This window comes from Pseudomonas sp. Pseusp18 (genome assembly GCF_059506005.1).
In genome coordinates this window covers 217,603-240,751 of record NZ_CP169240.1, presented here as the reverse complement: position 1 = coordinate 240,751, position 23,149 = coordinate 217,603, and the positions used below count along the sequence as shown (strand labels likewise).

Genomic DNA, 23,149 nt, shown 5'->3' with positions numbered 1-23,149 from the left:
AGGCCTTTTTTGTGGGCGAACGTCTGTCATCGGATGCCCGGTTGCGTGCATCATGCCCGTCATCCGATAAAGCCGAGATCTCCCATGCGCCTACGCCCATGCCTTGCCTTGCTCACTGCCTTGCTGGCCAACAGCGCCTTTGCCAGCCCGGCACCTGCCGCCCTCGCCCCACTGCTTGGCACCATCGAGGAGCGCCTGGCGATTGCCGATCAAGTCGCGTTGAGCAAATGGGACAGCGGCAAACCCGTCGAGGACCGTCAGCGCGAGCGTGAGGTGATTGCCGGCGCCGTTGCCCTGGCACCTGCTTATAAATTGAGCAACGAAGCCGTCGAACAGTTCTTCTCGGCGCAGATCGAGGCCAACAAACTGGTGCAATACGCGCATTTGTCTGACTGGCATGCGCAAGGCAAGGCTCCCAACGACCCTCGCCCCGACCTCGTCGGGCAGATCCGCCCGCAACTTGATCAGTTACAAAAACGCCTGCTGCAACAACTGGCCGATTTCAGCCCTTATCGCAACGACCCGCAGTGCCCGTCCTGGCTGGCCAAGGCCAATAAAACCGGCAACCAAGTATCTCTGCGCGAGCTCGCCAAGGTACGCGCCAGCGCTGAGTTGTGCAGCGCCAGCCGCTGAGCCGGCCTGCCGACATGCGCTGATGTGCTCTATGCTCAGCGCTTAGTCGCCACGAACGGAACAGGGCCGGACACTTGCCCAACGGCCAATGGAAGCCTGCAATGCGCTCATTGTTGTTATGCCTGCTCGTACTGATCGCCCTGCCCGCCGCTGCGCAGATCTATAAGTACACCGACGCCAATGGCAACACCGCCTACAGCAATCAGCCGCCCGACGGCGTCAAAGCCCGGCCGGTCGAATTGCCACCGCTCAACAGCGTCGAGCGCCAGTCGTCAAGCGAGCCGGTAGCACCTGCGCAAGCCAGTAGCCGTGACCAACCGCACAGCGCCTATCAGGTGCTGGAGCTGAGCGGCCTGCCCTCCGAAGAAGCCTTGCGCGCCAACAACGGCACGTTCACCGTCAGCGTATTGATCAATCCACGCCTGCAAGGCACTCATCGATTGAGGCTGTTACTGGACGGTCAACCCTACGGCCAGCCGAGCAACGTGCCGACCCTGCAACTGGTGAACATCGACCGTGGCGAACATAACCTTGCGGTTCAGGTGATCGACGGGCAAAACGTCGTGCAACAGAGCCCCACCGTGACGCTCACCGTCCAACGGGTGCATAAACCTTGAGGGCCTGGCTGTTGATCGCGTGCCTGGTCAGCCTGCCGGCGATGGCCGAAGTCTTCACATATATCGACGCTCAGGGTAATCGGGTCTTCACCGATCAGCCGGGCACCCGCAACGCCAAACGTGTGCCGTTGGCGACAAGCAATCGAATGTCAGCCAACCCGAGTGGCGCAGCGCCCATGACCGCTGCGAAAACAAACCCGGCCAAACCACTGTTTCATTACGACATGCTTCGGGTGCTGGTGCCGGAACCGGATGCCACGATCCGTAGCAGTGCCGGTGAATTGATCGTCAGCGTTACCAGCGAACCCGGCCTGCAACAGGGTCATCGTTACCGTTTGCTGCTGGACGGCCAGCCCACCGCCGAGCCCGGCCCCAGCCCGGTGTTCGCCCTGAGCAACATCGACCGCGGCAGTCACAACCTATCGGTGGAAATCCTCGACGAACAGGGCCGCACCGTCGAACGCACGGCCAATCAGCCGTTCCACATGCTGCGCATTTCCCTGGCGCAGAAACGCCAGGTCAAACCCTGCACCCTCACCGACTACGGCCAACGGCCCGAATGCCCCCTCAAAGACAGGCCTGAAGAAGAAAGAAGCTCCTTCCTACCCTTCTTCTAACTTCGTTCAGGTTTGCGCACCATATTGGTGCAACAATCTGCACCATACCCACATCTCAACCCATTTTGGTTCGAAAGTACCCGAAAAAACTGGCAGAACGCCATGCAAACGAGCGTAAAACGCCAGTTTCAGGCTCTAAACGCTTCTTTTCGGAGCCTTGGTTTGGTTTTTGCATTTTCCTCATACCGGCGCGTTATTCATGCGCATGCCCTGCTCCAAAAGAGGGAGTAGGGCGTGCTCACCGTAAATGGCGATCGCGCAAAGCCCCACGAGACGCAAGACTAGGCATGAGGAGAGAAGTTTGGTTGCTCCAAATGAACGACGAATAACGACGGATTGCGTCTCGTGGGGCTTTGCCCTTCGGGTTGGCGCTGTGATCGCGCCATGCTGCGTTGTAGGACTTGAAAAGGGAACGCCATTCTCTGCGTCCTACGCCTTGCCTGGCGCGATCACAGCGCCAACGCGATTCGCCATTTACGGTGAGCACGCCCTACTATGACCATTAGCGACGCACTACACCGCTTGCTACTCGACAACCTGACCACCGCCACCATCCTGCTCGACGCCGAACTGCGCCTCGAGTACATGAACCCGGCGGCGGAAATGCTCCTGGCCATCAGCGGCCAGCGTAGCCATGGGCAGTTCATCAGTGAGTTGTTCACCGAGTCCACCGAAGCGCTGAACTCCCTGCGCCAGGCAGTCGAGCAGGCACACCCGTTCACCAAGCGCGAAGCGATGCTCACCGCCCTCACCGGCCAGACCTTGACCGTCGACTACGCCGTGACGCCAATCCTGAGCAATGGCGACACGATGCTGCTGCTGGAGGTTCATCCTCGCGACCGCCTCCTGCGGATCACCAAGGAAGAGGCGCAACTGTCGAAGCAGGAAACCAGCAAAATGCTGGTGCGTGGCCTCGCCCACGAGATCAAGAACCCTCTCGGCGGCATTCGTGGCGCGGCTCAGTTGCTCGCCCGTGAGTTGCCGGAAGAAAGCCTGCGCGATTACACCAACGTGATCATTGAAGAAGCCGATCGCCTGCGCAATCTGGTGGATCGCATGCTCGGCTCCAACAAGCTGCCGTCGCTGGCCATGTGCAATGTCCACGAAGTGCTGGAGCGTGTGTGTCAGTTGGTGGAGGCCGAAAGTCAGGGTTGCATCACTTTGGTGCGCGACTACGACCCAAGCATTCCGGATGTCTTGATTGATCGCGAACAGATGATTCAAGCCGTGTTGAACATCGTGCGCAACGCGATGCAGGCCATCAGCAGCCAGAACGAGCTGCGCCTTGGCCGCATCAGCTTGCGTACCCGCGCCATGCGCCAGTTCACCATCGGCCACGTGCGCCATCGCCTGGTGACCAAGATCGAGATCATCGACAACGGCCCGGGGATCCCCGCCGAGCTGCAGGAAACCATCTTCTTCCCCATGGTCAGCGGCCGCCCGGACGGTACCGGGCTGGGCCTGGCCATTACCCAGAACATCATCAGCCAGCACCAGGGCTTGATCGAATGTGACAGCCATCCAGGCCACACCACGTTCTCGATCTTTCTGCCACTGGAACAAGGAGCCACATCGACATGAGCCGTAGTGAAACCGTGTGGATCGTCGATGACGACCGTTCTATCCGTTGGGTCCTGGAAAAAGCCTTGCAACAGGAAGGCATGACCACGCAAAGCTTCGACAGCGCCGATGGCGTGATGAGCCGCCTGGCGCGCCAGCAGCCGGACGTGATCATCTCCGACATTCGCATGCCGGGTGCCAGCGGCCTGGACCTTCTGGCGCGGATTCGCGAACAACACCCACGGCTGCCAGTCATCATCATGACTGCCCACTCCGACCTGGACAGCGCTGTCGCGTCCTATCAGGGCGGCGCGTTCGAATACCTGCCCAAGCCGTTCGACGTCGACGAAGCCGTTTCCCTGGTCAAGCGCGCCAATCAACACGCTCAGGAACAACAAGGGCTGGAAGTCGTCCCGACACTGACCCGCACCCCGGAAATCATCGGCGAAGCACCGGCGATGCAGGAAGTGTTTCGCGCCATCGGGCGCTTGAGTCACTCCAACATCACCGTGCTGATCAACGGCGAATCCGGCACCGGTAAAGAGCTGGTGGCCCACGCCCTGCACCGTCACAGCCCAAGGGCGGCCTCGCCGTTCATTGCACTGAACATGGCGGCGATCCCCAAGGATCTGATGGAGTCCGAACTGTTCGGCCACGAAAAAGGCGCGTTCACCGGCGCGGCCAACCTGCGTCGCGGGCGCTTCGAACAGGCCGACGGCGGCACGCTGTTCCTCGATGAAATCGGCGACATGCCGGCGGACACCCAGACTCGTTTGCTGCGGGTACTGGCGGACGGCGAGTTTTACCGCGTCGGCGGTCATGTGCCGGTGAAGGTCGATGTACGCATCATCGCCGCGACTCACCAGAATCTGGAAACCCTGGTGCATGCCGGAAAATTCCGTGAGGACTTGTTCCACCGCCTCAACGTGATCCGCATCCACATTCCACGGCTGTCGGACCGTCGCGAAGACATCCCGACCCTGGCCAAGCACTTCCTCAGCCGCGCCGCGCAAGAACTGGCGGTGGAACCGAAACTGCTGAAAAGCGAAACCGAGGAATACCTGAAAAACCTGCCATGGCCAGGCAACGTGCGTCAGCTGGAGAACACCTGCCGCTGGATCACCGTGATGGCTTCAGGTCGCGAAGTACACATCAGCGACCTGCCGCCGGAGCTGCTGAGCCTGCCGCAGGATTCAGCACCGGTAACCAATTGGGAGCAGGCCCTGCGCCAGTGGGCCGACCAGGCTTTGGCACGTGGCCAATCGAGCCTGCTCGACAGCGCCGTACCGGCCTTCGAGCGGATCATGATCGAAACCGCCCTCAAACACACCGCCGGCCGCCGCCGCGACGCCGCCGTACTGCTGGGCTGGGGGCGCAATACCTTGACGCGCAAAATCAAGGAATTGGGGATGAAGGTCGATGGTGGGGATGATGATGAAGGGGATGAGGGTTAATCCCTTCACCTGATCATTCCCACGCTCCCGCGTGGGAATGATCATCGCCGCTCCGTGCACCGCCGCAATGCACCGTGAACCGCAATCGCGCACGGCATCTACTTTGAAATCCTCGATTTATCCGTAACAAAACCCGAACTGCAAAAACACAAAAGCCCCGGAATACGGGGCTTTCAGCACTACTCAGCGACTTTTCGTTTCAACATATTAAAAACTGGCACGCCCCCTGCAATAGTCCAATCAGTGATTCGATTCACTACCCAGTTTCGGGGACCTTGGTACAGGCAGGCCGGGGATTCCCCTCTTTACACCGGGCTCACACCGCAACAGCGACGAGCCCCCCGTTTTGGGGTCCTTGGTACAGGCAGGCCGGGGATTCCCTCTTTTATTGCTCTCGGAGATGGATCTCCAGCCGCCAGCGGTCATCGACCTTGCTACCGGCCCAGTCGCCCTGCAGGGGCCGGGCCGCCACCACCGTCAGCAACAATCCCCCATCACTCAATCGCGTTCGCCAGTTCACGTCCTTGCCGTTGAGCTTGAGCTGACCTTTCTGTGCTCGGCCTTCAGCCTCGAACAACAGCGCGACACTGCCGTCGACCAACTCGCCGTGGGTTTTGGGTTCGTTGTTGAACCACACCACCAGTCCATCATTGGTCACCTCGACCTGCTGCAAAACGCTGGGGTCAGGCGCTGTCAGACGACCGATCATCAGGCCCACCATCACCCCGACAATCGCCAGTGAACCCATCACCCGCAGGAATAGTTTCGAACGGGGATCCGCTTGCGGCGTAGAATGCTGCTCATCTTTACCTTCGGAGCCGTGCATGTTTCACGTCATCCTTTTCCAACCAGAAATTCCGCCGAATACCGGCAACGTTATCAGGCTGTGCGCCAACAGTGGCTGCCACCTGCATTTGATCGAACCGCTGGGCTTCGAGATGGACGACAAGCGCCTGCGCCGAGCGGGCCTCGATTACCATGAGTATGCCACCCTGCAACGCCACGCAGACCTCGCCAGCTGTCTGGAAAGCCTCGGCCACCCTCGGCTGTTCGCCTTTACCACCAAGGGTTCGCGACCGTTCCATGATGCCAGCTTCGCCGAGGGCGATGCCTTCCTGTTCGGTCCGGAAAGCCGTGGCTTGCCAGCCGAAGTGCTCGACGCCCTGCCCGGCGAACAACGCCTGCGCCTGCCCATGCGCGAAGGCTGTCGCAGCCTGAACCTGTCCAACACCGTGGCCATCGCGGTGTACGAAGCCTGGCGCCAGCTCGGGTTCAAGTAAGAGACACGCCCTCCGTAGGAGCTGCCGAAGGCTGCGATCTTTTGATTTTGGTTTTTAAGATCAAAAGATCGCAGCCTTCGGCAGCTCCTACACGAAGGTTTCGTTTGCTCCATGAAAAAAGCGCCTTTGAAGGCGCTTTTTTCATGGAGCAAACGAAACTTCTTTTATTGAACGGTCGGAGTCTCGCCAGCCGCCTGCATGCGTTGCAGCTCTTGTGCGTACAGCGCGTCGAAGTTCACCGGGGCCAGCATCAGGGCCGGGAACGAACCGCGGGTCACCAGGCTGTCCAGGGTTTCGCGCGCGTACGGGAACAGGATGTTCGGGCAGAACGCGCCCAGGGTGTGGCTCATCGAAGCCGCGTCCAGGTTCTTGATCAGGAAGATCCCGGCTTGTTGCACTTCAGCGATGAACGCCACTTCTTCACCGTTTTTCACGGTGACCGACAGGGTCAGCACGACTTCGTGGAAGTCGCCTTCCAGCGCCTTCTGACGGGTGTTCAGATCCAGACCGACGCTCGGTTCCCACTGCTGGCGGAAGATTGCCGGGCTTTTCGGGGCTTCGAAGGACAAGTCACGTACGTAGATGCGCTGCAAGGAGAATTGCGGTGCGTTTTCTTCTTCGCTAGCTGCAGTGTTCTGTTGGTCAGTCATCTCAGATCCTTTCTGATCTCGGGTCTTATAGGGTTAGCTATTTCTAAGTAACGCAGTCAGGCCTTGAGCATGGCGTCGAGCTTGCCGGCGCGCTCCAGGGCAAACAAATCATCACAGCCGCCAACGTGGGTGCTGCCGATCCAGATCTGCGGCACGGACGTACGCCCGGCTTTCTGAGCCATCGCGGCACGCACCTGCGGCTTGCCATCGACCTTGATCTCTTCGAAGGCCACGCCTTTGTTCTCGAGCAGGTACTTGGCTCGCGAGCAATAAGGGCAGTAATCGCTGGAATAGACGACGACGTTGTTCATATCACTTCACCAGTGGCAGATTGTCGGCTTTCCAGCTGGAAATACCGCCAGACAGCTTGGCAGCGGTGAAACCGGCTTTCACCAGTTCACGGGCATGAGTACCGGCGGTCTGGCCCATGGCATCGACCAGGATAATGGTCTTGGCCTTGTGCTTTTCCAGTTCGCCGACGCGAGCGGTCAGTTTGTCCTGAGGAATGTTCAACGCGCCAACGATGTGACCGGCGGCGAAATCCTTGGTCGGACGAATGTCGACCACTACACCTGCGTCCTTGTTGACCAGCCCGGTCAGTTCACCGGTGCTCAGGCTGCGGCCGCCGCCTTGCATCTGATAGGCCAATAGCAGGGCCGCCAGTACAACGAAGATACCCACGAGAATGTAGTGGTTGGTGGCGAATTGAATCAGGTGATCAACCATCGAAGGAGGTTCCAGGGCGTTAAAATGTCGGCCAGTATACACAGCCACTATGGTGGGCCAAACCCCGTCCGGCGGTGACGGCGCCGGAACTTAGCTTTAAACTCCTACTCCCTTTTCCATCGCCCTCTTTTAATTCAGCCACGAGTGGAATCCATGACTACCACGCCTAAACCTTTGGTCCTGATTATTCTCGACGGCTTCGGTCACAGTGAGAGCCCTGAATCCAACGCCATCTATGCGGCGAAGAAGCCCGTACTGGACCGTCTGTGGGCCACCGTGCCGAACGGCCTGATCTCGGGCAGCGGCATGGACGTCGGCTTACCGGACGGCCAGATGGGCAACTCCGAAGTCGGCCACATGAACCTCGGCGCCGGTCGGGTGGTGTATCAGGACTTCACACGCGTGACCAAAGCGATCCGCGATGGCGAGTTCTTCGAGAACCCGACCATCTGCGCCGCGGTGGATAAAGCCGTCGCTGCCGGCAAAGCCGTGCACTTCATGGGGCTGCTGTCCGATGGCGGCGTTCACAGCCACCAGGACCACCTGGTCGCCATGGCTGAGCTGGCCTTCAAGCGCGGCGCCGAAAAAATCTACCTGCACGCCTTCCTCGACGGCCGCGACACGCCGCCGAAAAGCGCCCAGTCGTCGATCGAGTTGCTGGACGCGACCTTCCAGGCCCTCGGCAAAGGCCGGATCGCCAGCATCATTGGCCGTTATTACGCCATGGACCGCGACAACCGTTGGGATCGCGTGTCCCAGGCCTACAACCTGATCGTCGATGGCGCCAGCGAATTCAATGCCGCCACCGCCCAGGAAGGCCTGCAAGCCGCGTACGAACGTGGCGAGAGCGACGAATTCGTCAAAGCCACCAGCATCGGTGAGCCGGTGAAGGTCGAAGATGGCGACGCCGTGGTCTTCATGAACTTCCGCGCCGACCGTGCCCGCGAACTGACCCGCGTGTTCGTCGAAGACGATTTCAAGGAATTCGAACGTGCTCGCCAGCCAAAACTGGCCGGTTTCGTCATGCTGACCCAATACGCCGCCAGCATCCCCGCGCCGTCGGCTTTCGCTGCGGGTAGCCTGGAAAACGTACTGGGCGATTACCTGGCGAAAAACGGCAAGACACAGCTGCGCATCGCCGAAACCGAGAAGTATGCCCACGTGACCTTCTTCTTCTCCGGCGGCCGCGAAGAACCGTTCCCGGGCGAAGAACGCATCCTGATCCCGTCGCCGAAAGTCGCCACCTATGACTTGCAGCCCGAGATGAGTGCCCCGGAAGTCACCGACCGCATCGTCGATGCCATTGAAAACCAGCGTTACGACGTGATCGTGGTCAACTACGCCAACGGCGACATGGTCGGCCACAGCGGTGTGTTCGAGGCGGCGGTGAAAGCTGTGGAATGCCTGGACACCTGCGTCGGCCGTATCGTCACGGCGCTGGAAAAAGTCGGCGGCGAAGCCCTGATTACTGCCGACCACGGCAACGTCGAGCAAATGTCCGACGCCTCCACCGGCCAAGCCCACACTGCCCACACCACCGAGCCGGTGCCGTTCATCTATGTCGGCAAGCGTGACTTGAAGGTTCGCGAAGGCGGCGTGCTGGCAGACGTGGCGCCGACCATGCTGAAGTTGCTGGGGCTTGAGAAGCCTGTGGAAATGACCGGGACTTCGATTCTGGTGTAATCCGCTTCTTCAAAAACACCGCCAAACCCTGTGGGAGCGGGCTTGTGTGGTGAGGGGGCTTGCCCCCGTTCGGCTGCGCAGCAGTCGTAAAACCATTGCATGCGGTGTACCTGGTACACCGCAATTGCAAAATTTGGGGCCGCTTCGCGACCCAACGGGGGCAAGCCCCCTCGCCACACAGGCTCGCTCCCCCATTGGTTTTCACTCCAGTTATCACACAGTCCCAATTGGGCGTTTTTTTTGCAGCGTGGGGCGGGCATACTAGGCCGTCCCTTTCCCTGGTGTCGCCCGCCTCTATGCTTCGCGTCCTGATAGCCCTCGCTCTGACATGCCTGCTCCAACCGGCCTTTGCCGACGAGCGCACGCAAACCCAACAACAGTTGGACGCCACGCGTCAGGACATTGCCGAACTGAAAAAGCTGCTGGGCAAGCTGCAGGAAGAAAAGTCCGGGGTGCAGAAAGACCTCAAAGGCACCGAAACCGAGATGGGCAAGCTCGAGAAGCAGGTCGAGGCGCTGCAAAAAGAGCTGAAGAAAAGCGAATCCGAGCTGCAGCGACTCGATGCCGAGAAAAAAAAACTCCAGAGCGCGCGCGTTGAACAGCAACGACTGATCGCCATCCAGGCCCGCGCGGCCTATCAGAATGGCCGCCAGGAGTACCTGAAACTGCTGCTCAACCAGCAGAACCCGGAAAAATTCGCCCGCACCCTCACCTATTACGACTACCTGAGCCAGGCCCGCCTGGAGCAGCTGAAGAATTTCAACGAAACCCTGCGCCAACTGGCCAATGTCGAAAAAGACATCTCCATGCAGCAAGCGCAATTGCTGGTGCAGAAAAGCAGCCTCGACAGCCAGCGCGACGAACTCGACAAGGTCCGCAAGGAGCGCCAGCAAGTCCTGGCCAAGCTCAATGACGACGTGAAGGCTCGCGACCAGAAACTGGCCGCCCGCGAGCAGGATCAGGCAGACCTGTCTAAAGTCCTTAAAACCATTGAAGAAACCCTGGCTCGTCAGGCCCGAGAGGCAGAAGAAGCGCGGCAAAAAGCGCTGATCGCCCAGCAGGAAGCCGAAAAAAAGCGGTTACGTGAGGCTCAGGCTGAAGCAGACGCCAGCGACGCCCCACGCAAACCCGCCAAATCGACGCCCGGTGCCCTGGTTTCAAGTTCAGGCGAGACCTTCGGCGGTCCTTTTGCTTCGACTCGCGGCAAACTTCCATGGCCGGTTGATGGTCGACTGCTGGCACGCTTCGGTGAAACCCGTGGCGACGATGCCCGCACCAAGTGGGACGGCGTGATGATCAGCGCCTCCGCCGGCAGCCAGGTGCATGCCGTGCACGGCGGTCGCGTGGTGTTTGCCGACTGGCTGCGTGGGGCCGGGCTGCTGGTGATTCTCGACCACGGCAACGGCTTTTTGAGTCTTTACGGTCACAACCAGACGCTGCTCAAGTCTGCGGGTGACGTGGTAAAAGCCGGTGAGTCCATCTCCACTGTCGGTAACAGTGGCGGGCAGGACACACCAGCGCTGTATTTCGCTATTCGTCAGCAGGGTCACCCGAGTGACCCGGCGCAATGGTGCCGCGCGCAAGGATAGGCGTTGAGTCACCTACATTAGGAGTTCGTTCGACATGCTGCATTTGTCCCGCCTTACCTCGCTGGCTCTGACGATCGCCCTGGTGATCGGCGCGCCTCTGGCGTTTGCCGCTCAACCGGCCCCGGCGGTCGCGCCTGCCGGCACTGCTGCGACCACCAAGGCGCCATTGCCGCTGGACGAGTTGCGCACCTTTGCCGAAGTCATGGACCGGATCAAGGCAGCCTATGTAGAACCGGTAGATGACAAGACCCTGCTGGAAAACGCCATCAAAGGCATGCTCAGCAACCTCGACCCGCACTCCGCCTACCTGGGCCCGGAAGACTTCACTGAATTGCAGGAAAGCACCAGTGGCGAATTTGGCGGCCTGGGCATCGAAGTCGGCGCGGAAGACGGTTTCATCAAAGTGGTCTCGCCTATCGATGACACCCCAGCCTCCAAGGCTGGCATCCAGGCCGGCGACTTCATCGTCAAGATCAACGGCCAGCCGACTCGCGGCCAAAGCATGACCGAAGCCGTGGACAAGATGCGCGGCAAGATCGGCCAGAAGATCACCCTGACCCTGGTCCGCGATGGCGGCACTCCGTTCGACGTGACCCTGGTCCGCGCCACCATCCAGGTGAAAAGCGTCAAGAGCCAGCTGCTGGAATCCGGCTACGGCTACATCCGCATCACCCAGTTCCAGGTCAAGACCGGCGAAGAGGTCTCCAAGGCCTTGGCCAAGCTGCGCAAGGACAACGGCAAGAAGCTCAGCGGCATCGTCCTCGACCTGCGTAACAACCCGGGCGGCGTGCTGCAATCGGCGGTGGAAGTGGTCGACCACTTCATCACCAAGGGCCTGATCGTCTACACCAAGGGCCGCATCGCCAACTCTGAACTGCGCTTCTCCGCCACCGGCAAGGACGAAAGCGAAGCCGTGCCAATGGTCGTGCTGATCAACGGTGGCAGCGCCTCGGCCTCGGAAATTGTCGCCGGCGCCCTGCAGGATCAGAAACGTGCGGTGGTCATGGGCACCACCAGTTTCGGCAAAGGTTCGGTCCAGACCGTGTTGCCGCTGAACAACGACCGCGCACTGAAAATCACCACGGCGCTGTACTACACGCCGAACGGCCGCTCGATTCAGGCTCAGGGCATTGTCCCGGACATCGAAGTGCGCAAGGCCAAGATCACCAACGAGCAGGACGGCGATTACTTCAAGGAAGCCGATCTGCAAGGTCACTTGGGCAATGGCAACGGCGGCGCCGACAAACCGAGCGGTTCGGGCGGCAAAGCCAAGGCCATGCCGCAGGATGACGATTACCAGCTGGCCCAGGCCCTGAGCCTGCTCAAAGGACTGAGCATCACCCGCGGCCACTGAGATGCGCCTGCGGTTACTACTCGGTCTGCTGTGCAGTCTGGCGGGAGTTGCTCACGCAGCACCTGCCACGACAGCGACCACACCTCACAAGGCTTATCTGAGCCTGATCATCGATGACCTGGGGCAGAACCTGCCCCGGGATCGCCGCGTGCTGGCCCTGCCCGGCCCGGTCACCACGGCAATCATGCCCGATACACCCCACGCCACCGAATTCGCCCGCGAAGCCCATCGCGCCGGCAAGACTGTCATTCTGCATATGCCCATGGATCCGGCCACCGGACCATTCGCCTGGCATCCCGAGTTGCCCATCGAAGAACTTGAAAAGCGCCTGAACGCCGCGTTCAACATGGTGCCCTATACCGCCGGCATCAATAACCACATGGGTAGCCGCATGACCGCTCAGCAACCGGCCATGGCCTGGCTGATGGCGGACTTGCAGCGTAAGCACAAATTCTTCGTCGACAGCCGCACCAGTGCGCAAACCGTGGCCGCCGCCGAGGCGCAGAAGATTGGCCTGGCAAGTGTTTCGCGGGATGTGTTTCTGGATGACGAGCCCACCGAAGCGGCGATCTTCACACAGCTACAGACGGCGATCAGCCTGGCGCGCAAGCAGGGCTCTGCGGTGATGATCGGGCATCCGTATCCGCAGACTCTGGCGGTGCTGGAGCGTGAGTTGCCCAAGCTCAAGGCACAGGGAATTGACTGGATCGACATCAAATTGATGATCAGCGTGCGCGGCAATCGTGCGACGGCTGCTCATGGCAAAGATGGCGTCTACCGCTAACTTGCCGCACCTCCCACAGTGTTTTGCGTAAGCTACAAGGCTCGGTGTTGCGGTCTAGAGATACCGCCCCATGATGTCGTCCACCACACCTTCCTTGCGCAACTGATCCAGCGCAGCCTGCAGCTTGGCCACGGTCTCATCCGGCACGTCCTTGTTCAGGGCCAGGTACAGCTCGGCGCTATTGAAGCGCAGCACGGTCTTGAGCCCGGTCACCCCGTCCAGCCGCGCCAGGTAACGCCCCGCCGGATCACCCGTAGCCCACAGATCGATCTGACCGTTAGCCAGCTTCTTCGCATTGTCCTGGTCGCGCAGCACCACAATCGGCTTCAGCCCTTGCTTGGCCAATGTCTCGGCAATCGCATCGCCCTTGTAGGCGCCAATCTTGTATTTACGCGCCTGATCCAGCGATTCCAGGGTGATTTTGCTATCAGCCTTGGCCAGCATGATCCAGTCGTCCGGGCCGATAGGGCCGACCCACTTGAAGAGTTTCTCGCGGTCCGGCAGCCGCGCCATTACGAACACGCCATAACCGGGCTTTTCCAGGGCGAGTTTGTAGATTCGCTCCCAAGGGAAACGCAGCGTCAGGCTGTAGGGGATATTGGCGCGCTTGAACATCTCGCGGACGATGTCCACGGCGACGCCGTTGATGTTCTCGTCCTGGGCAAAGTTCTTGCCGTTCTTCGCCATGTTGTACGGCGGGAAGTTTTCCGTCAGCAGCACCAGGCCGGTGTCGGGACTTTCTTCGGCGTGAACTCCGTTGATGAACAACAGAGAAGCACTAGCGAGGGCAAGAAGAAGTCGTTTAAGCATGTCGGGCTACCGGAATCCATGGCGTGCCCAAGAGTGCCCTGAGCCCGCCATGCTGTCCACTGGCCTGTATGTTTAACGCATCACGATTCCGCGATGGGCCATGTAGGCCTTGGCTTCCTGAACGGTGTATTCGCCGAAGTGGAAAATACTCGCCGCCAATACCGCACTGGCGTGGCCTTCAAGAATACCGTCGGCCAAATGCTGCAAGTTGCCGACACCACCGGAGGCGATCACCGGAATCCCCAGCGCATCACTGATAGCGCGGGTGACACCCAGATCGAAGCCGTTTTTCATGCCGTCCTGGTCCATGCTGGTCAGCAGGATTTCGCCGGCACCGAGACCTTCCATTTTCTTCGCCCACTCAACGGCGTCGAGGCCGGTTGGCTTGCGACCACCGTGGGTGAAGATTTCCCAGCGCGGGGGTTCGCCCGGACCGGAAACTTTCTTGGCGTCAATCGCGACGACAATGCACTGCGAACCGAAATGCTGCGCCGCTTCGCCGACGAATTCCGGGTTGAACACTGCAGCGGTGTTGATCGAGACCTTGTCCGCACCGGCGTTCAGCAGATTGCGAATGTCCTGCACGGTACGCACGCCACCGCCCACAGTCAGCGGGATAAACACCTGGCTGGCCATGCGCTCGACGGTGTGCAGCGTGGTGTCGCGGCCGTCGACGCTGGCAGTGATGTCGAGAAAGGTAATCTCGTCGGCACCCTGCTCGTCGTAGCGACGGGCGATTTCCACCGGGTCGCCGGCATCGCGAATGTTCTCGAACTTGACGCCCTTGACCACCCGGCCGTTATCCACGTCCAGGCAAGGGATGATGCGTTTGGCCAGCGCCATGGTGAGTCCTCAGCCTTTGTACGAATCGCAGAAAGCTTGCGCTTCAGCGACATCGAGGGTGCCTTCGTAGATCGCCCGGCCGGTGATGGCGCCGATGATGCCTGGTGCCTTGGCGTCGAGCAGCGACTTGATGTCACCCAGATTGTGGATACCGCCGGATGCAATGACCGGGATCTTCGTCGCAGCAGCCAAAGCAGCGGTGTAAGAGACGTTGCAGCCCTGCATCATGCCGTCTTTGGCGATGTCGGTATAAACGATCGCGGACACGCCGTCGGCTTCGAATTGCCTGGCCAGGTCAATGACCTGCACGGTGCTGATTTCAGCCCAGCCGTCGGTGGCGACAAAACCGTCTTTGGCATCGAGGCCGACAATCACCTTGCCCGGGAACGCGCGGCAGGCTTCAGCGACGAAGGCCGGATCTTTCACGGCCTTGGTGCCGATGATCACGTAGCTCACACCAGCTTTCACGTAGTGTTCAATGGTTTCCAGGGAACGGATACCGCCGCCGATCTGAATCGGCAGGTTCGGGTAGCGCTTGGCGATGGCGGTGACCACTTCGCCGTTGACCGGCTGGCCTTCGAACGCGCCATTCAAGTCGACCAGATGCAGACGACGGCAACCGCCCTCCACCCACTTGGCAGCCATGCTCACCGGGTCATCGGAGAACACTGTGGAATCTTCCATGCGGCCCTGGCGCAGACGAACACAGGCACCGTCTTTGAGATCGATAGCGGGAATAATCAGCATCTGGCAAACCTTCAAATTCGAGTGTTCAGCTTCGCTCGGAAATCAGTTTTTCTCGAGCGCCCACAGGTCGCTTTCGATGCTTTCGAACCTCTCTTTGAGGTGCGTCTGCACATCGAAAATCGCCCTGTTGTAATAGTGCGGAGCAATTTCGCGGGTAAACAGCTCAAGGATTTCAGCCGCTTCGAACGAACCCAGGTCCAGTTCGAAGCGGTCTTCCATGAAGCGTTTGATCTTGTGATTGGCCTCGCTCTCCTGCTCGGGAGTGAGGGTCAGGATCGGCGGCTTCTTCTTGACAGCCATTTACCAGCGACCATCCCACGCAGCGAAGTTCTGCAGCAATTGCAGGCCATGGGTATGGCTCTTCTCCGGGTGGAACTGCACGGCGAAACGCGAGCCATCGGCCAGAGCGGCAGCGAAATCGACCCCGTAGTGACCGCTACCGACCACCTGCCGCGCATTGCCGGCAGCGATGTAGTAGCTGTGCACGAAGTAGAAACGCGCCAGGTCCGGTACGTTGTGCCACAGCGGGTGACTCACCGTCTGCTTCACTTCGTTCCAGCCCATGTGCGGCACTTTCAGGTGTTCGCCGTCCTCGTGCAAATCTTTGCCGAAGAACTTCACCTGGCCCGGGAACATGCGGATGCAGTCGACGCCGTCGTTCTCTTCGCTGCTGTCGAGCAAGGCTTGCATGCCCACGCAGATGCCGAGGAATGGACGGTCTTGGCTGACTTCACGCACCAGCGAATCGAAGCCCAGGCGACGGATCTCCGCCATGCAATCGCGAATCGCGCCAACACCGGGGAATACCACCCGGTCGGCTTCGCGAATCACGTCGGCATCGCTGGTGATCAAGACCTTGCCGGCACCGACGTGCTCGAGGGCCTTGGCCACCGAGTGCAGGTTGCCCATGCCGTAATCGATAACCGCGACCGTCTGCATTACAGAACGCCTTTGGTCGAAGGCATTTGCCCGGCCATGCGGTCATCCAGCTCCACGGCCATGCGCAGGGCGCGGCCGAAAGCCTTGAACACGGTCTCGATCTGGTGGTGGGTGTTGTGCCCACGCAGATTGTCGATGTGCAGGGTGACGTTGGCGTGGTTGACGAAGCCCTGGAAAAATTCCTGGAACAGGTCAACGTCGAAGCCACCGACGGTAGCGCGGGTATACGGAACATGCATCTGCAGGCCAGGACGGCCGGAGAAGTCGATCACCACACGCGACAACGCTTCATCGAGCGGCACGTAGGCGTGGCCGTAGCGACGGATGCCTTTCTTGTCGCCGATGGCTTTGGTGAAGGCCTGACCCAGGGTGATACCGACGTCTTCCACCGTGTGGTGGTCGTCGATATGCAGGTCGCCCTTGCTGACAATATCCAGGTCGATCAGCCCGTGACGGGCGATCTGGTCCAGCATGTGCTCAAGAAAAGGCACACCGATATCAAATCGGGCCTTTCCGGTGCCATCCAGGTTGATCGAGGCTTTGATCTGGGTTTCCAGAGTGTCGCGCTCGACAGACGCCATACGTTCGGCCATCACCAGCTCCGCAAAAAATCATTGGGGCGAAAAAGGCAGCCATTATAGGGTCGCGGGCGCTAAACAGAAACACGGGAGGTGATATCACTGACGGAGTGAACCCCGTGCCGTCGGGGATAGACATGTCCATACAAGCAAAAGATCGCAGCCTTCGGCAGCTCCTACACCGACCGAGTCCACACGCTGACCGTAGGAGCTGCCGAAGGCTGCGATCTTTTCGGGCATAAACCCAATGTGCCTGACACCACACATGTCAGGCACAAAGTGTCTCTTAGTGGAACAAGACAGCGGTTTTCTGCAGGGTCACCCAAACACCCCACGCCAACGGAATCCCTACAACCAGCCACGCAGCCACCGCCAATGGTTTGGTGCCCGCATCCGCTTTCCACTCCAGCACGGTGCTGGCGTCAGCACCCTTGTCGTGGCCCAGCGCCTGTTCGGCGGCCAGTTCGGCGTCGGTCATGAAGTACTTGTCCGCCACCGGGCGCACCAGCAGGTTGCAGATGAAACCCAACACCAGCAGGCCCGCGAGGATGTACAGAGTGATGTCGTATGCCGCGGCACGTTCGACGCCGATGCTCAGCTGATATTCACGCAGGTAGTTCACCAACACCGGCCCCAACACACCCGCCGCCGCCCAGGCTGTCAGCAGACGACCGTGGATCGCGCCGACCATTTGCGTACCGAACAGGTCCGCCAGGTAGGCAGGAACAGTCGCAAAACCACCGCCGTACATCGACAGGATGATGCAGAACGCCGCCACGAACAGCGCAACGCTGCCCAGGTGACCGAGGTTCGGGATCAGCGAGTACAGGGCGAAACCCAGGGCGAAGAACACAAAATAGGTGTTTTTGCGGCCCAGGTAGTCCGAGAACGAAGCCCAGAAAAACCGGCCGCCGATGTTGAACAGGCTCAGCAGACCGGTGAAACCGGCAGCAATGGCGGCGATCGAGGCCAGTTGCGAAGCGTCCAGTTGACCGAACGTCAGGTCGTTGCCAAGCAATTTACCGGCGAACACTTCCTGCAACAGCGGCGAAGCCATGCCGAGGATGCCGATACCCGCCGAAACGTTCAGGCACAGCACCAGCCATACCAGACGGAATTGCGGGGTTTTCCACGCCACATTCACGTGGACGTGCCGGTGAGTGATCATCGCGTTCGAAGCTTTTTTCGCCGGAGCCGTCCAGCCTTCAGGCTTCCAGCCGGTTGGCGGAACGCGGTAGGACAGCGCGCCACCGATCATGAACACGAAGTAGATCGCGGCCATCACCAGGAAGCTCTGCCATACACCGACGCTGGTTGGCGAAGCAAAGTGGCCCATCAGGGCCGCAGCCAGTGGAGCGCCGACCATCGCGCCGCCACCGAACCCCATGATCGCCATGCCGGTCGCCATGCCGCGCTTGTCCGGGAACCACTTGATCAGGGTCGAGACCGGCGAGATGTAGCCCAGTCCCAGGCCGATACCGCCAATGACCCCGGAGCCGATCCACATCAGCCAGATCTGGTGGGTATAGACCCCCAGCGCCGAAATCAGCAGACCGCCACACCAGCACAGTGCCGATACAACACCTGCCTTGCGTGGGCCTGCGTGTTCGAGCCAGCCGCCCCAGATCGCTGCCGAGCAACCCAGGAAGATGAAGAACAGGGTGTAGATCCAGCCGAGCATCGAGATCGGCCAGTCGCATTGCGACGAAAATACCTGAGCGATGAAGCTCATGTCCGGCGCGCAAGCCACGGCTTTGGTGACGCCCAGGGCCTTGGACAGCGGCAGCCAGAACACCGAAAAGCCGTAGGCCATGCCGATGCAGAGGTGGATGGCCAGAGCGGCCGGTGGTACAAGCCAACGGTTAAAACCGGGCTTGGCGATGATGCGTTCCTTGGACAGGAACGCGGGCCGGTCGGCAAAGCCGTCCGCCGTGATGCTCGTAGTCATGGTGTTTCCCCCAATTATTAGTAGGGTTCGCCAGCCGCTCCTCACCCCCAGCCTTTATGCACGCAGACATGACTGTTGTTAGGTGAAGCTTCATTTTGGTGCGACATCACGTCGCAGAAGGACGGACGAACGGGCAGAGGTTACCATTTGCACGTGACAGAAAAACCAAACTGACATCACCTTTTGTATGTCATCTGATCTCGTACCACTGGATGAACATTGTTTTCACGCGTACGGGGAATGGCTCCGTTCAACTTCACAGGAATCTCCATGCCGATCATTGTCGAGCTGCTGAACCAGGCCACTTATCAGGATCAGCAAGATCTGCAGAAGATCTACCGCGACGCCCCGGACTGGCTGTTTGCGCCATTTACAGGCAATGCTGAGCTGATCGAAAGCTGCTTGCGGGACGGCTCTCTGATCGCTGGACGCTTCAACGATCGGCTGCTGGGTGCGGCACGTCTGCAACGGCACCATGACACCTGGCATTTGTCCCATTTATGCGTACGAAAAATCACCCGCCGCCGTGGTGTTGCCGAGCGCCTGGTAAGCGAAGCGCAGAAAATGGCGGTGCAATCGGGCGCGACATTGCGCCTGCTGGCGCCCGCCGGGCACCTAGAAGCCCAGGCGCTGGCGGCTAAGCTGAAAGTGCCGCTGGATGTGCTCCCGACATGATCGCTGACCGGGCAGCCACTTCGGGGCGCTATACTCCCCGGCTAAATTTCGAATTCGACTAATACAAGGACTCGCCCATGAAAGCGTTCGGCAAAATCCTGGGTCTGGTACTTCTCGGGCTGTTGCTGATCATTGTGGCGCTGGGCTTTGCCCTGACCCACTTCTTCGATCCCAACGACTACAAAGACGAGATTCGCCAGATTGCCCGCGACAAGGCCCACATCGAGCTGACGCTCAATGGCGATATCGGCTGGAGCCTGTTCCCCTGGCTGGGCCTGGAATTGCACGAAGCCAGTGTGGCGACCCTGGCCAAGCCCACCGAGCCGTTTGCTGACCTGCAGATGCTCGGTCTGTCGGTCCGTGTGATTCCGCTGCTGCGCCGCGAAGTGCAGATGAGCGATGTGCGCGTCGAAGGCCTGAACCTGCGCCTGAACCGCGACAAGGACGGCCACGGCAACTGGGAAGACATCGGCAAGGTGCCGGCGCCTGCGGCTGCGACGACCTCCACCACAACGCCCGCCACTACCGGCGAACCCGCGCCAACGACCACCGCCCAGGCCGAAAAACCGGCTCAGCCGGTCCGCCTGGACATCGACAGCCTGACCGTCAACAACGCCCGCGTTGAGTACAACGACGAGAAAACCGGCAAGCAGTTCAGCGCCGAAAGCATCCAGCTGAGTACCGGCCCGGTCCATGACTCAACCAACATCCCGGTCAAACTCACGGCGTTCCTGGGCACCAACCAACCAGTTCTGCGGGTGCGGACCGAGCTGGCTGGCGAGCTGCGCTTCGAGCGGGCGCTGCAACGCTACAAGTTCGAAGACATGAAACTCTCCGGCGAAGTCGCTGGCGATCCGCTGCAAGGCAAGACCATGACCTTCGCCGCTCAAGGTCAGTTGCTGTTGGACAAGGCCGCCAACGTCGCCGAATGGACTGGCATCAAGATCTCCGCCAACCAGTTGCGCGCCTTGGGTGAACTGAAAGCCAATGACCTCGACAAGACCCCGCAAATCAGCGGTGGCCTGTCGATTGCCCAATTCGATCTGGCGAAATTCGTCGACAGCATCGGCCAGAAACTCCCGGCGATGGCCGAAGGTAGCCTGAGCAAAGTTGAACTGGTCAGCCAGGTTGCCGGCACGCCGACCAGCCTGTCGCTCGATAACATCAACCTGAAACTTGACGACAGCAACTTCAGCGGCCGCATCGCCATTGAAGACTTCGCCAAGCAATCGCTGCGGGCAACCCTCAAGGCTGACACCTTCAACGTCGACCGTTACCTGCCGCCGAAATCCGCCGAAGCCAACAGCGCAACTCAGGTCCGCAAGGCCGAAGTGGCCAGCACCGAAGCCGATGCCCTGGCCGGCCCTGGCAGCACACCGCTGCCGCCATCACCGACCAAAGGCCCGTGGAGCAGCGACCGCTTGTTCCCGGTGGAGCGCCTGAGCAAACTCGACGTGGATGCCGACCTGACCTTCGGCCAACTGACCCTCGACAAACTGCCGATCCAGAACGCGGCGCTCAAGGCCAACGGCCAGGGCGGCTTGCTGACCCTGGAGAACCTGCGCGGCGATCTGTACGACGGTAACTTCGAAGCCAAGGGCACCCTGGATGTGCGCCAGCAAGTGCCGACACTGAACATGCAGACGCGCATCAACAACGTGCCGGTGGAGAAAATCCTCGAGGGCCAGGGGAAAAATCCACCGGTCAAAGGCCAGGTCACGCTCAACAGCACCCTGACCGGCAGTGGCAATAGCGAGAGCGCGCTGATCGACAGTCTCAACGGCAACGCCAGCTTCGTCATCAACAACGGCATGCTGCTCAATGCCAACCTTGAGCAACAACTGTGCAAAGGCATCGCCACCCTGAATCGCAAAACCCTCAGTGGCGAACCACGGGGCAAGGACACGCCCTTCGAGGAGCTCAAGGGCAACCTGACTTTGCGCAACGGCGTGGCCAATAACCCGGACCTGAAAGTGCGCGTCCCGGGCATGACCGTGAACGGTAACGGCGACATCGACCTGCGGGTGCTGGGCATGGATTACCGCCTGGGCATCATCGTCGAAGGCGACAAGAGCGACATGCCGGACCCGGCTTGTCAGGTCGGCGAGAAATTCGTCGGCATTGAATGGCCGCTGCGCTGCCGTGGCCCGCTGGAGCTGGGCGCCAAGGCTTGCCGCCTCGACAGCGAACGCATGAGCCAGGTCGCCAGCAAGCTGGCCGGCGAGCGCATCAGCGAAAAAATCGACGAGAAGCTTGGCGATAAAGTCAGCCCGGAACTGAAAAACGCGCTCAAGGGGCTGTTCAAGCGATGAGAGCCGAGCAGTTTTCAACGGCCGTGCTGGATTGGTACGACCGCCATGGCCGCCACGATTTGCCTTGGCAACAGGGCATCACCCCTTATCGGGTGTGGGTCTCGGAAATCATGTTGCAGCAGACCCAGGTCAGCACGGTGCTGAACTACTTCGACCGGTTCATGGCCTCGCTGCCAACCGTCGAAGCCCTGGCCGCAGCACCGGAAGACGAAGTACTGCACCTGTGGACCGGCCTCGGTTACTACACTCGCGCGCGCAACCTGCAAAAGACCGCGAAGATTGTGGTCGCCGAATATGGCGGCGAGTTTCCCCGTGATGTGGAAAAACTCACCGAGCTGCCGGGTATCGGCCTGTCCACCGCCGGGGCGATTGCCAGCCTGAGCATGGGTATCCGCGCGCCGATCCTCGACGGCAACGTCAAACGGGTGCTGGCGCGCTTTACTGCGCAAGAGGGTTATCCGGGCGAGCCGAAGGTCGCCAAACAGCTGTGGGCGAACGCTGAGCGCTTCACGCCACATGATCGGGTCAACGCCTACACCCAGGCGATGATGGATCTGGGCGCCACGCTCTGCACCCGCAGCAAGCCGAGCTGCCTGCTCTGCCCGCTGGAAAAGGGCTGCGAAGCACACATGCTCGGCCTGGAAACCCGCTACCCGATCCCCAAGCCACGCAAATCCGTGCCACAGAAGCGCACGCTGATGCCGATGCTCGCCAACGGCGACGGCGCGATTCTGCTTTACCGACGCCCTTCCACGGGCCTGTGGGGCGGTCTTTGGAGCCTGCCGGAACTCGACGACCTCGACGACCTGCAACATCTGGCTTCGCAGCACTCGCTGGAACTGGGCAGCCAGCAGGCACTGCCGAGCCTGGTGCACACCTTCAGCCACTTTCAATTATCCATCGAACCCTGGCTGGTGCAGGTCCAGGAGGCCGGCCATCACGTGGCCGAGGCCGACTGGCTCTGGTATAACCTCGCCACCCCGCCGCGCCTGGGCCTTGCCGCCCCGGTCAAAACCTTGCTCGAGCGCGCGGCCGCCGTATTGAACGCAGGAGAGTCGTCATGACCCGCACCATCATGTGCCGCAAGTACAAAGAAGAACTGCCCGCCCTGGAGCGCGCTCCATTCCCGGGTGCAAAAGGTCAGGACATTTTTGACCACGTCTCGGCCAAGGCCTGGGCCGACTGGCAGAAACACCAGACCCTGCTGATCAACGAAAAACGCCTGAACATGATGAACGCCGAAGACCGCAAATACCTTCAGGGTGAGATGGACAAATACTTTTCCGGCGAGGAATACGCCAAGGCTGAAGGCTACGTTCCGCCTGCTCAATAATTGATCAAAAACCGGGG

25 protein-coding genes are annotated in these 23,149 nt (G+C 60.3%); 14 read left to right on the top strand and 11 right to left on the bottom strand.

What is annotated here, in order from left to right:
• Window positions 1-84: 84 nt before the first annotated feature.
• The 5 genes from ACEN9A_RS01035 (at window position 85) to ntrC (ending at window position 4,881) form a co-directional block, all read left to right on the top strand.
• On the top strand, window positions 85-633 hold the full coding sequence (locus ACEN9A_RS01035; RefSeq protein ID WP_258672042.1) for a chorismate mutase: 549 nt from the start codon (window positions 85-87) through the stop codon (window positions 631-633).
• Window positions 634-734: 101 nt separating this feature from the next.
• Window positions 735-1,250 (top strand): DUF4124 domain-containing protein, encoded by a 516-nt coding sequence (locus ACEN9A_RS01030; protein WP_258672041.1) that lies wholly within the window; start codon window positions 735-737, stop codon window positions 1,248-1,250.
• Window positions 1,247-1,867, top strand: a complete 621-nt coding sequence (locus tag ACEN9A_RS01025; protein ID WP_258672039.1) for a DUF4124 domain-containing protein — start codon at window positions 1,247-1,249, stop codon at window positions 1,865-1,867. The genes ACEN9A_RS01030 and ACEN9A_RS01025 overlap by 4 nt, the downstream gene beginning before the upstream one ends.
• A 495-nt stretch (window positions 1,868-2,362) precedes the next feature.
• A complete protein-coding gene (gene glnL / locus ACEN9A_RS01020; protein ID WP_018929201.1) occupies window positions 2,363-3,448 on the top strand; it encodes a nitrogen regulation protein NR(II) in 1,086 nt (361 codons plus the stop codon).
• Window positions 3,445-4,881 (top strand): nitrogen regulation protein NR(I), encoded by a 1,437-nt coding sequence (ntrC, locus tag ACEN9A_RS01015; protein WP_018929202.1) that lies wholly within the window; start codon window positions 3,445-3,447, stop codon window positions 4,879-4,881. The genes glnL and ntrC overlap by 4 nt, the downstream gene beginning before the upstream one ends.
• 385 nt (window positions 4,882-5,266) lie before the next feature.
• Here the strand turns inward: ntrC and ACEN9A_RS01010 are convergent, their stop codons facing one another.
• Window positions 5,267-5,707: a hypothetical protein gene (locus ACEN9A_RS01010; protein ID WP_018929203.1), complete on the bottom strand. Its 441-nt coding sequence runs from the start codon at window positions 5,705-5,707 to the stop codon at window positions 5,267-5,269.
• Between ACEN9A_RS01010 and trmL the strand changes: the two genes are divergently transcribed.
• Window positions 5,706-6,161 carry a tRNA (uridine(34)/cytosine(34)/5-carboxymethylaminomethyluridine(34)-2'-O)-methyltransferase TrmL gene (trmL, locus tag ACEN9A_RS01005; protein WP_007939438.1) on the top strand — a complete coding sequence of 152 codons (456 nt, stop codon included), beginning with the start codon at window positions 5,706-5,708 and terminating at the stop codon, window positions 6,159-6,161. The genes ACEN9A_RS01010 and trmL overlap by 2 nt on opposite strands.
• A gap of 164 nt (window positions 6,162-6,325) precedes the next feature.
• Here trmL and secB read toward each other — a convergent pair whose 3' ends face one another.
• The 3 genes from secB to ACEN9A_RS00990 are packed head-to-tail and all read right to left on the bottom strand — an operon-like array spanning window position 6,326 to window position 7,537.
• Entirely contained in the window at window positions 6,326-6,811 is a 486-nt protein-coding gene (secB, locus tag ACEN9A_RS01000) for a protein-export chaperone SecB (RefSeq protein ID WP_007939439.1), read from the bottom strand.
• Window positions 6,812-6,867: 56 nt separating this feature from the next.
• Window positions 6,868-7,122, bottom strand: coding sequence for a glutaredoxin 3 (gene grxC, locus ACEN9A_RS00995; protein ID WP_007939440.1), 255 nt, complete (start codon window positions 7,120-7,122; stop codon window positions 6,868-6,870).
• Between the two features lies 1 nt (window position 7,123).
• Complete coding sequence (locus ACEN9A_RS00990; protein WP_018929205.1) at window positions 7,124-7,537, bottom strand: rhodanese-like domain-containing protein; 414 nt, start codon at window positions 7,535-7,537, stop codon at window positions 7,124-7,126.
• Between the two features lie 153 nt (window positions 7,538-7,690).
• Here ACEN9A_RS00990 and gpmI point away from each other — a divergent pair, with 153 nt between their 5' ends.
• The 4 genes from gpmI to ACEN9A_RS00970 all read left to right on the top strand — a co-directional run bounded on the left by gpmI (window position 7,691) and on the right by ACEN9A_RS00970 (window position 12,947).
• A complete protein-coding gene (gpmI, locus tag ACEN9A_RS00985; protein ID WP_019581806.1) occupies window positions 7,691-9,220 on the top strand; it encodes a 2,3-bisphosphoglycerate-independent phosphoglycerate mutase in 1,530 nt (509 codons plus the stop codon).
• 296 nt (window positions 9,221-9,516) lie between these two features.
• Window positions 9,517-10,809 carry a murein hydrolase activator EnvC family protein gene (locus ACEN9A_RS00980; protein ID WP_019581805.1) on the top strand — a complete coding sequence of 431 codons (1,293 nt, stop codon included), beginning with the start codon at window positions 9,517-9,519 and terminating at the stop codon, window positions 10,807-10,809.
• Between the two features lie 34 nt (window positions 10,810-10,843).
• Window positions 10,844-12,163 (top strand): S41 family peptidase, encoded by a 1,320-nt coding sequence (locus ACEN9A_RS00975; RefSeq protein WP_018929208.1) that lies wholly within the window; start codon window positions 10,844-10,846, stop codon window positions 12,161-12,163.
• A gap of 1 nt (window position 12,164) precedes the next feature.
• Window positions 12,165-12,947 (top strand): divergent polysaccharide deacetylase family protein, encoded by a 783-nt coding sequence (locus tag ACEN9A_RS00970; RefSeq protein ID WP_019650822.1) that lies wholly within the window; start codon window positions 12,165-12,167, stop codon window positions 12,945-12,947.
• 54 nt (window positions 12,948-13,001) lie between these two features.
• On the opposite strand, the gene ACEN9A_RS00965 is transcribed toward ACEN9A_RS00970, so the two are convergent.
• The 7 genes from ACEN9A_RS00965 to ACEN9A_RS00935 form a co-directional block, all read right to left on the bottom strand.
• Window positions 13,002-13,757 carry a substrate-binding periplasmic protein gene (locus ACEN9A_RS00965; protein WP_258672036.1) on the bottom strand — a complete coding sequence of 252 codons (756 nt, stop codon included), beginning with the start codon at window positions 13,755-13,757 and terminating at the stop codon, window positions 13,002-13,004.
• Window positions 13,758-13,829: 72 nt separating this feature from the next.
• Window positions 13,830-14,600, bottom strand: coding sequence for an imidazole glycerol phosphate synthase subunit HisF (hisF, locus tag ACEN9A_RS00960; protein ID WP_018929212.1), 771 nt, complete (start codon window positions 14,598-14,600; stop codon window positions 13,830-13,832).
• Window positions 14,601-14,609: 9 nt separating this feature from the next.
• Entirely contained in the window at window positions 14,610-15,347 is a 738-nt protein-coding gene (gene hisA, locus ACEN9A_RS00955) for a 1-(5-phosphoribosyl)-5-[(5-phosphoribosylamino)methylideneamino]imidazole-4-carboxamide isomerase (RefSeq protein ID WP_007939449.1), read from the bottom strand.
• A 42-nt stretch (window positions 15,348-15,389) separates the two neighbouring features.
• The gene (locus tag ACEN9A_RS00950; protein ID WP_008005317.1) at window positions 15,390-15,647 is read right to left on the bottom strand and encodes a DUF2164 domain-containing protein; all 258 of its coding nucleotides are present in this window, start codon (window positions 15,645-15,647) and stop codon (window positions 15,390-15,392) included.
• Complete coding sequence (gene hisH, locus ACEN9A_RS00945; protein WP_258672034.1) at window positions 15,648-16,286, bottom strand: imidazole glycerol phosphate synthase subunit HisH; 639 nt, start codon at window positions 16,284-16,286, stop codon at window positions 15,648-15,650.
• Window positions 16,286-16,879 (bottom strand): imidazoleglycerol-phosphate dehydratase HisB, encoded by a 594-nt coding sequence (hisB, locus tag ACEN9A_RS00940; RefSeq protein ID WP_007939452.1) that lies wholly within the window; start codon window positions 16,877-16,879, stop codon window positions 16,286-16,288. Before hisB ends, hisH begins: the two co-directional genes overlap by 1 nt.
• Window positions 16,880-17,150: 271 nt before the next feature.
• A complete protein-coding gene (locus ACEN9A_RS00935; RefSeq protein WP_258672033.1) occupies window positions 17,151-18,812 on the bottom strand; it encodes an OFA family MFS transporter in 1,662 nt (553 codons plus the stop codon).
• Between the two features lie 270 nt (window positions 18,813-19,082).
• Here ACEN9A_RS00935 and ACEN9A_RS00930 point away from each other — a divergent pair, with 270 nt between their 5' ends.
• The 4 genes from ACEN9A_RS00930 to ACEN9A_RS00915 all read left to right on the top strand — a co-directional run bounded on the left by ACEN9A_RS00930 (window position 19,083) and on the right by ACEN9A_RS00915 (window position 23,132).
• Window positions 19,083-19,487 (top strand): acetyl-CoA sensor PanZ family protein, encoded by a 405-nt coding sequence (locus tag ACEN9A_RS00930; RefSeq protein ID WP_258672032.1) that lies wholly within the window; start codon window positions 19,083-19,085, stop codon window positions 19,485-19,487.
• A 77-nt stretch (window positions 19,488-19,564) separates the two neighbouring features.
• A complete protein-coding gene (locus ACEN9A_RS00925) occupies window positions 19,565-21,799 on the top strand; it encodes an AsmA family protein (protein ID WP_258672031.1) in 2,235 nt (744 codons plus the stop codon).
• Window positions 21,796-22,863, top strand: a complete 1,068-nt coding sequence (gene mutY, locus ACEN9A_RS00920) for an A/G-specific adenine glycosylase (RefSeq protein ID WP_019651458.1) — start codon at window positions 21,796-21,798, stop codon at window positions 22,861-22,863. Before ACEN9A_RS00925 ends, mutY begins: the two co-directional genes overlap by 4 nt.
• The gene (locus tag ACEN9A_RS00915; protein ID WP_018929219.1) at window positions 22,860-23,132 is read left to right on the top strand and encodes an oxidative damage protection protein; all 273 of its coding nucleotides are present in this window, start codon (window positions 22,860-22,862) and stop codon (window positions 23,130-23,132) included. The genes mutY and ACEN9A_RS00915 overlap by 4 nt, the downstream gene beginning before the upstream one ends.
• Window positions 23,133-23,149: the final 17 nt, after the last annotated feature.

Coding starts and splice junctions, on each gene's coding strand:
- ACEN9A_RS01035 (WP_258672042.1), top strand. CDS start 85: ATGCGCCTACGCCCATGCCTTGCCTTGCTCACTGCCTTGCTGGCCAAC.
- ACEN9A_RS01030 (WP_258672041.1), top strand. CDS start 735: ATGCGCTCATTGTTGTTATGCCTGCTCGTACTGATCGCCCTGCCCGCC.
- glnL (WP_018929201.1), top strand. CDS start 2,363: ATGACCATTAGCGACGCACTACACCGCTTGCTACTCGACAACCTGACC.
- ntrC (WP_018929202.1), top strand. CDS start 3,445: ATGAGCCGTAGTGAAACCGTGTGGATCGTCGATGACGACCGTTCTATC.
- trmL (WP_007939438.1), top strand. CDS start 5,706: ATGTTTCACGTCATCCTTTTCCAACCAGAAATTCCGCCGAATACCGGC.
- ACEN9A_RS01010 (WP_018929203.1), bottom strand. CDS start 5,707: ATGCACGGCTCCGAAGGTAAAGATGAGCAGCATTCTACGCCGCAAGCG.
- secB (WP_007939439.1), bottom strand. CDS start 6,811: ATGACTGACCAACAGAACACTGCAGCTAGCGAAGAAGAAAACGCACCG.
- grxC (WP_007939440.1), bottom strand. CDS start 7,122: ATGAACAACGTCGTCGTCTATTCCAGCGATTACTGCCCTTATTGCTCG.
- ACEN9A_RS00990 (WP_018929205.1), bottom strand. CDS start 7,537: ATGGTTGATCACCTGATTCAATTCGCCACCAACCACTACATTCTCGTG.
- gpmI (WP_019581806.1), top strand. CDS start 7,691: ATGACTACCACGCCTAAACCTTTGGTCCTGATTATTCTCGACGGCTTC.
- ACEN9A_RS00980 (WP_019581805.1), top strand. CDS start 9,517: ATGCTTCGCGTCCTGATAGCCCTCGCTCTGACATGCCTGCTCCAACCG.
- ACEN9A_RS00975 (WP_018929208.1), top strand. CDS start 10,844: ATGCTGCATTTGTCCCGCCTTACCTCGCTGGCTCTGACGATCGCCCTG.
- ACEN9A_RS00970 (WP_019650822.1), top strand. CDS start 12,165: ATGCGCCTGCGGTTACTACTCGGTCTGCTGTGCAGTCTGGCGGGAGTT.
- ACEN9A_RS00965 (WP_258672036.1), bottom strand. CDS start 13,757: ATGCTTAAACGACTTCTTCTTGCCCTCGCTAGTGCTTCTCTGTTGTTC.
- hisF (WP_018929212.1), bottom strand. CDS start 14,600: ATGGCGCTGGCCAAACGCATCATCCCTTGCCTGGACGTGGATAACGGC.
- hisA (WP_007939449.1), bottom strand. CDS start 15,347: ATGCTGATTATTCCCGCTATCGATCTCAAAGACGGTGCCTGTGTTCGT.
- ACEN9A_RS00950 (WP_008005317.1), bottom strand. CDS start 15,647: ATGGCTGTCAAGAAGAAGCCGCCGATCCTGACCCTCACTCCCGAGCAG.
- hisH (WP_258672034.1), bottom strand. CDS start 16,286: ATGCAGACGGTCGCGGTTATCGATTACGGCATGGGCAACCTGCACTCG.
- hisB (WP_007939452.1), bottom strand. CDS start 16,879: ATGGCCGAACGTATGGCGTCTGTCGAGCGCGACACTCTGGAAACCCAG.
- ACEN9A_RS00935 (WP_258672033.1), bottom strand. CDS start 18,812: ATGACTACGAGCATCACGGCGGACGGCTTTGCCGACCGGCCCGCGTTC.
- ACEN9A_RS00930 (WP_258672032.1), top strand. CDS start 19,083: ATGCCGATCATTGTCGAGCTGCTGAACCAGGCCACTTATCAGGATCAG.
- ACEN9A_RS00925 (WP_258672031.1), top strand. CDS start 19,565: ATGAAAGCGTTCGGCAAAATCCTGGGTCTGGTACTTCTCGGGCTGTTG.
- mutY (WP_019651458.1), top strand. CDS start 21,796: ATGAGAGCCGAGCAGTTTTCAACGGCCGTGCTGGATTGGTACGACCGC.
- ACEN9A_RS00915 (WP_018929219.1), top strand. CDS start 22,860: ATGACCCGCACCATCATGTGCCGCAAGTACAAAGAAGAACTGCCCGCC.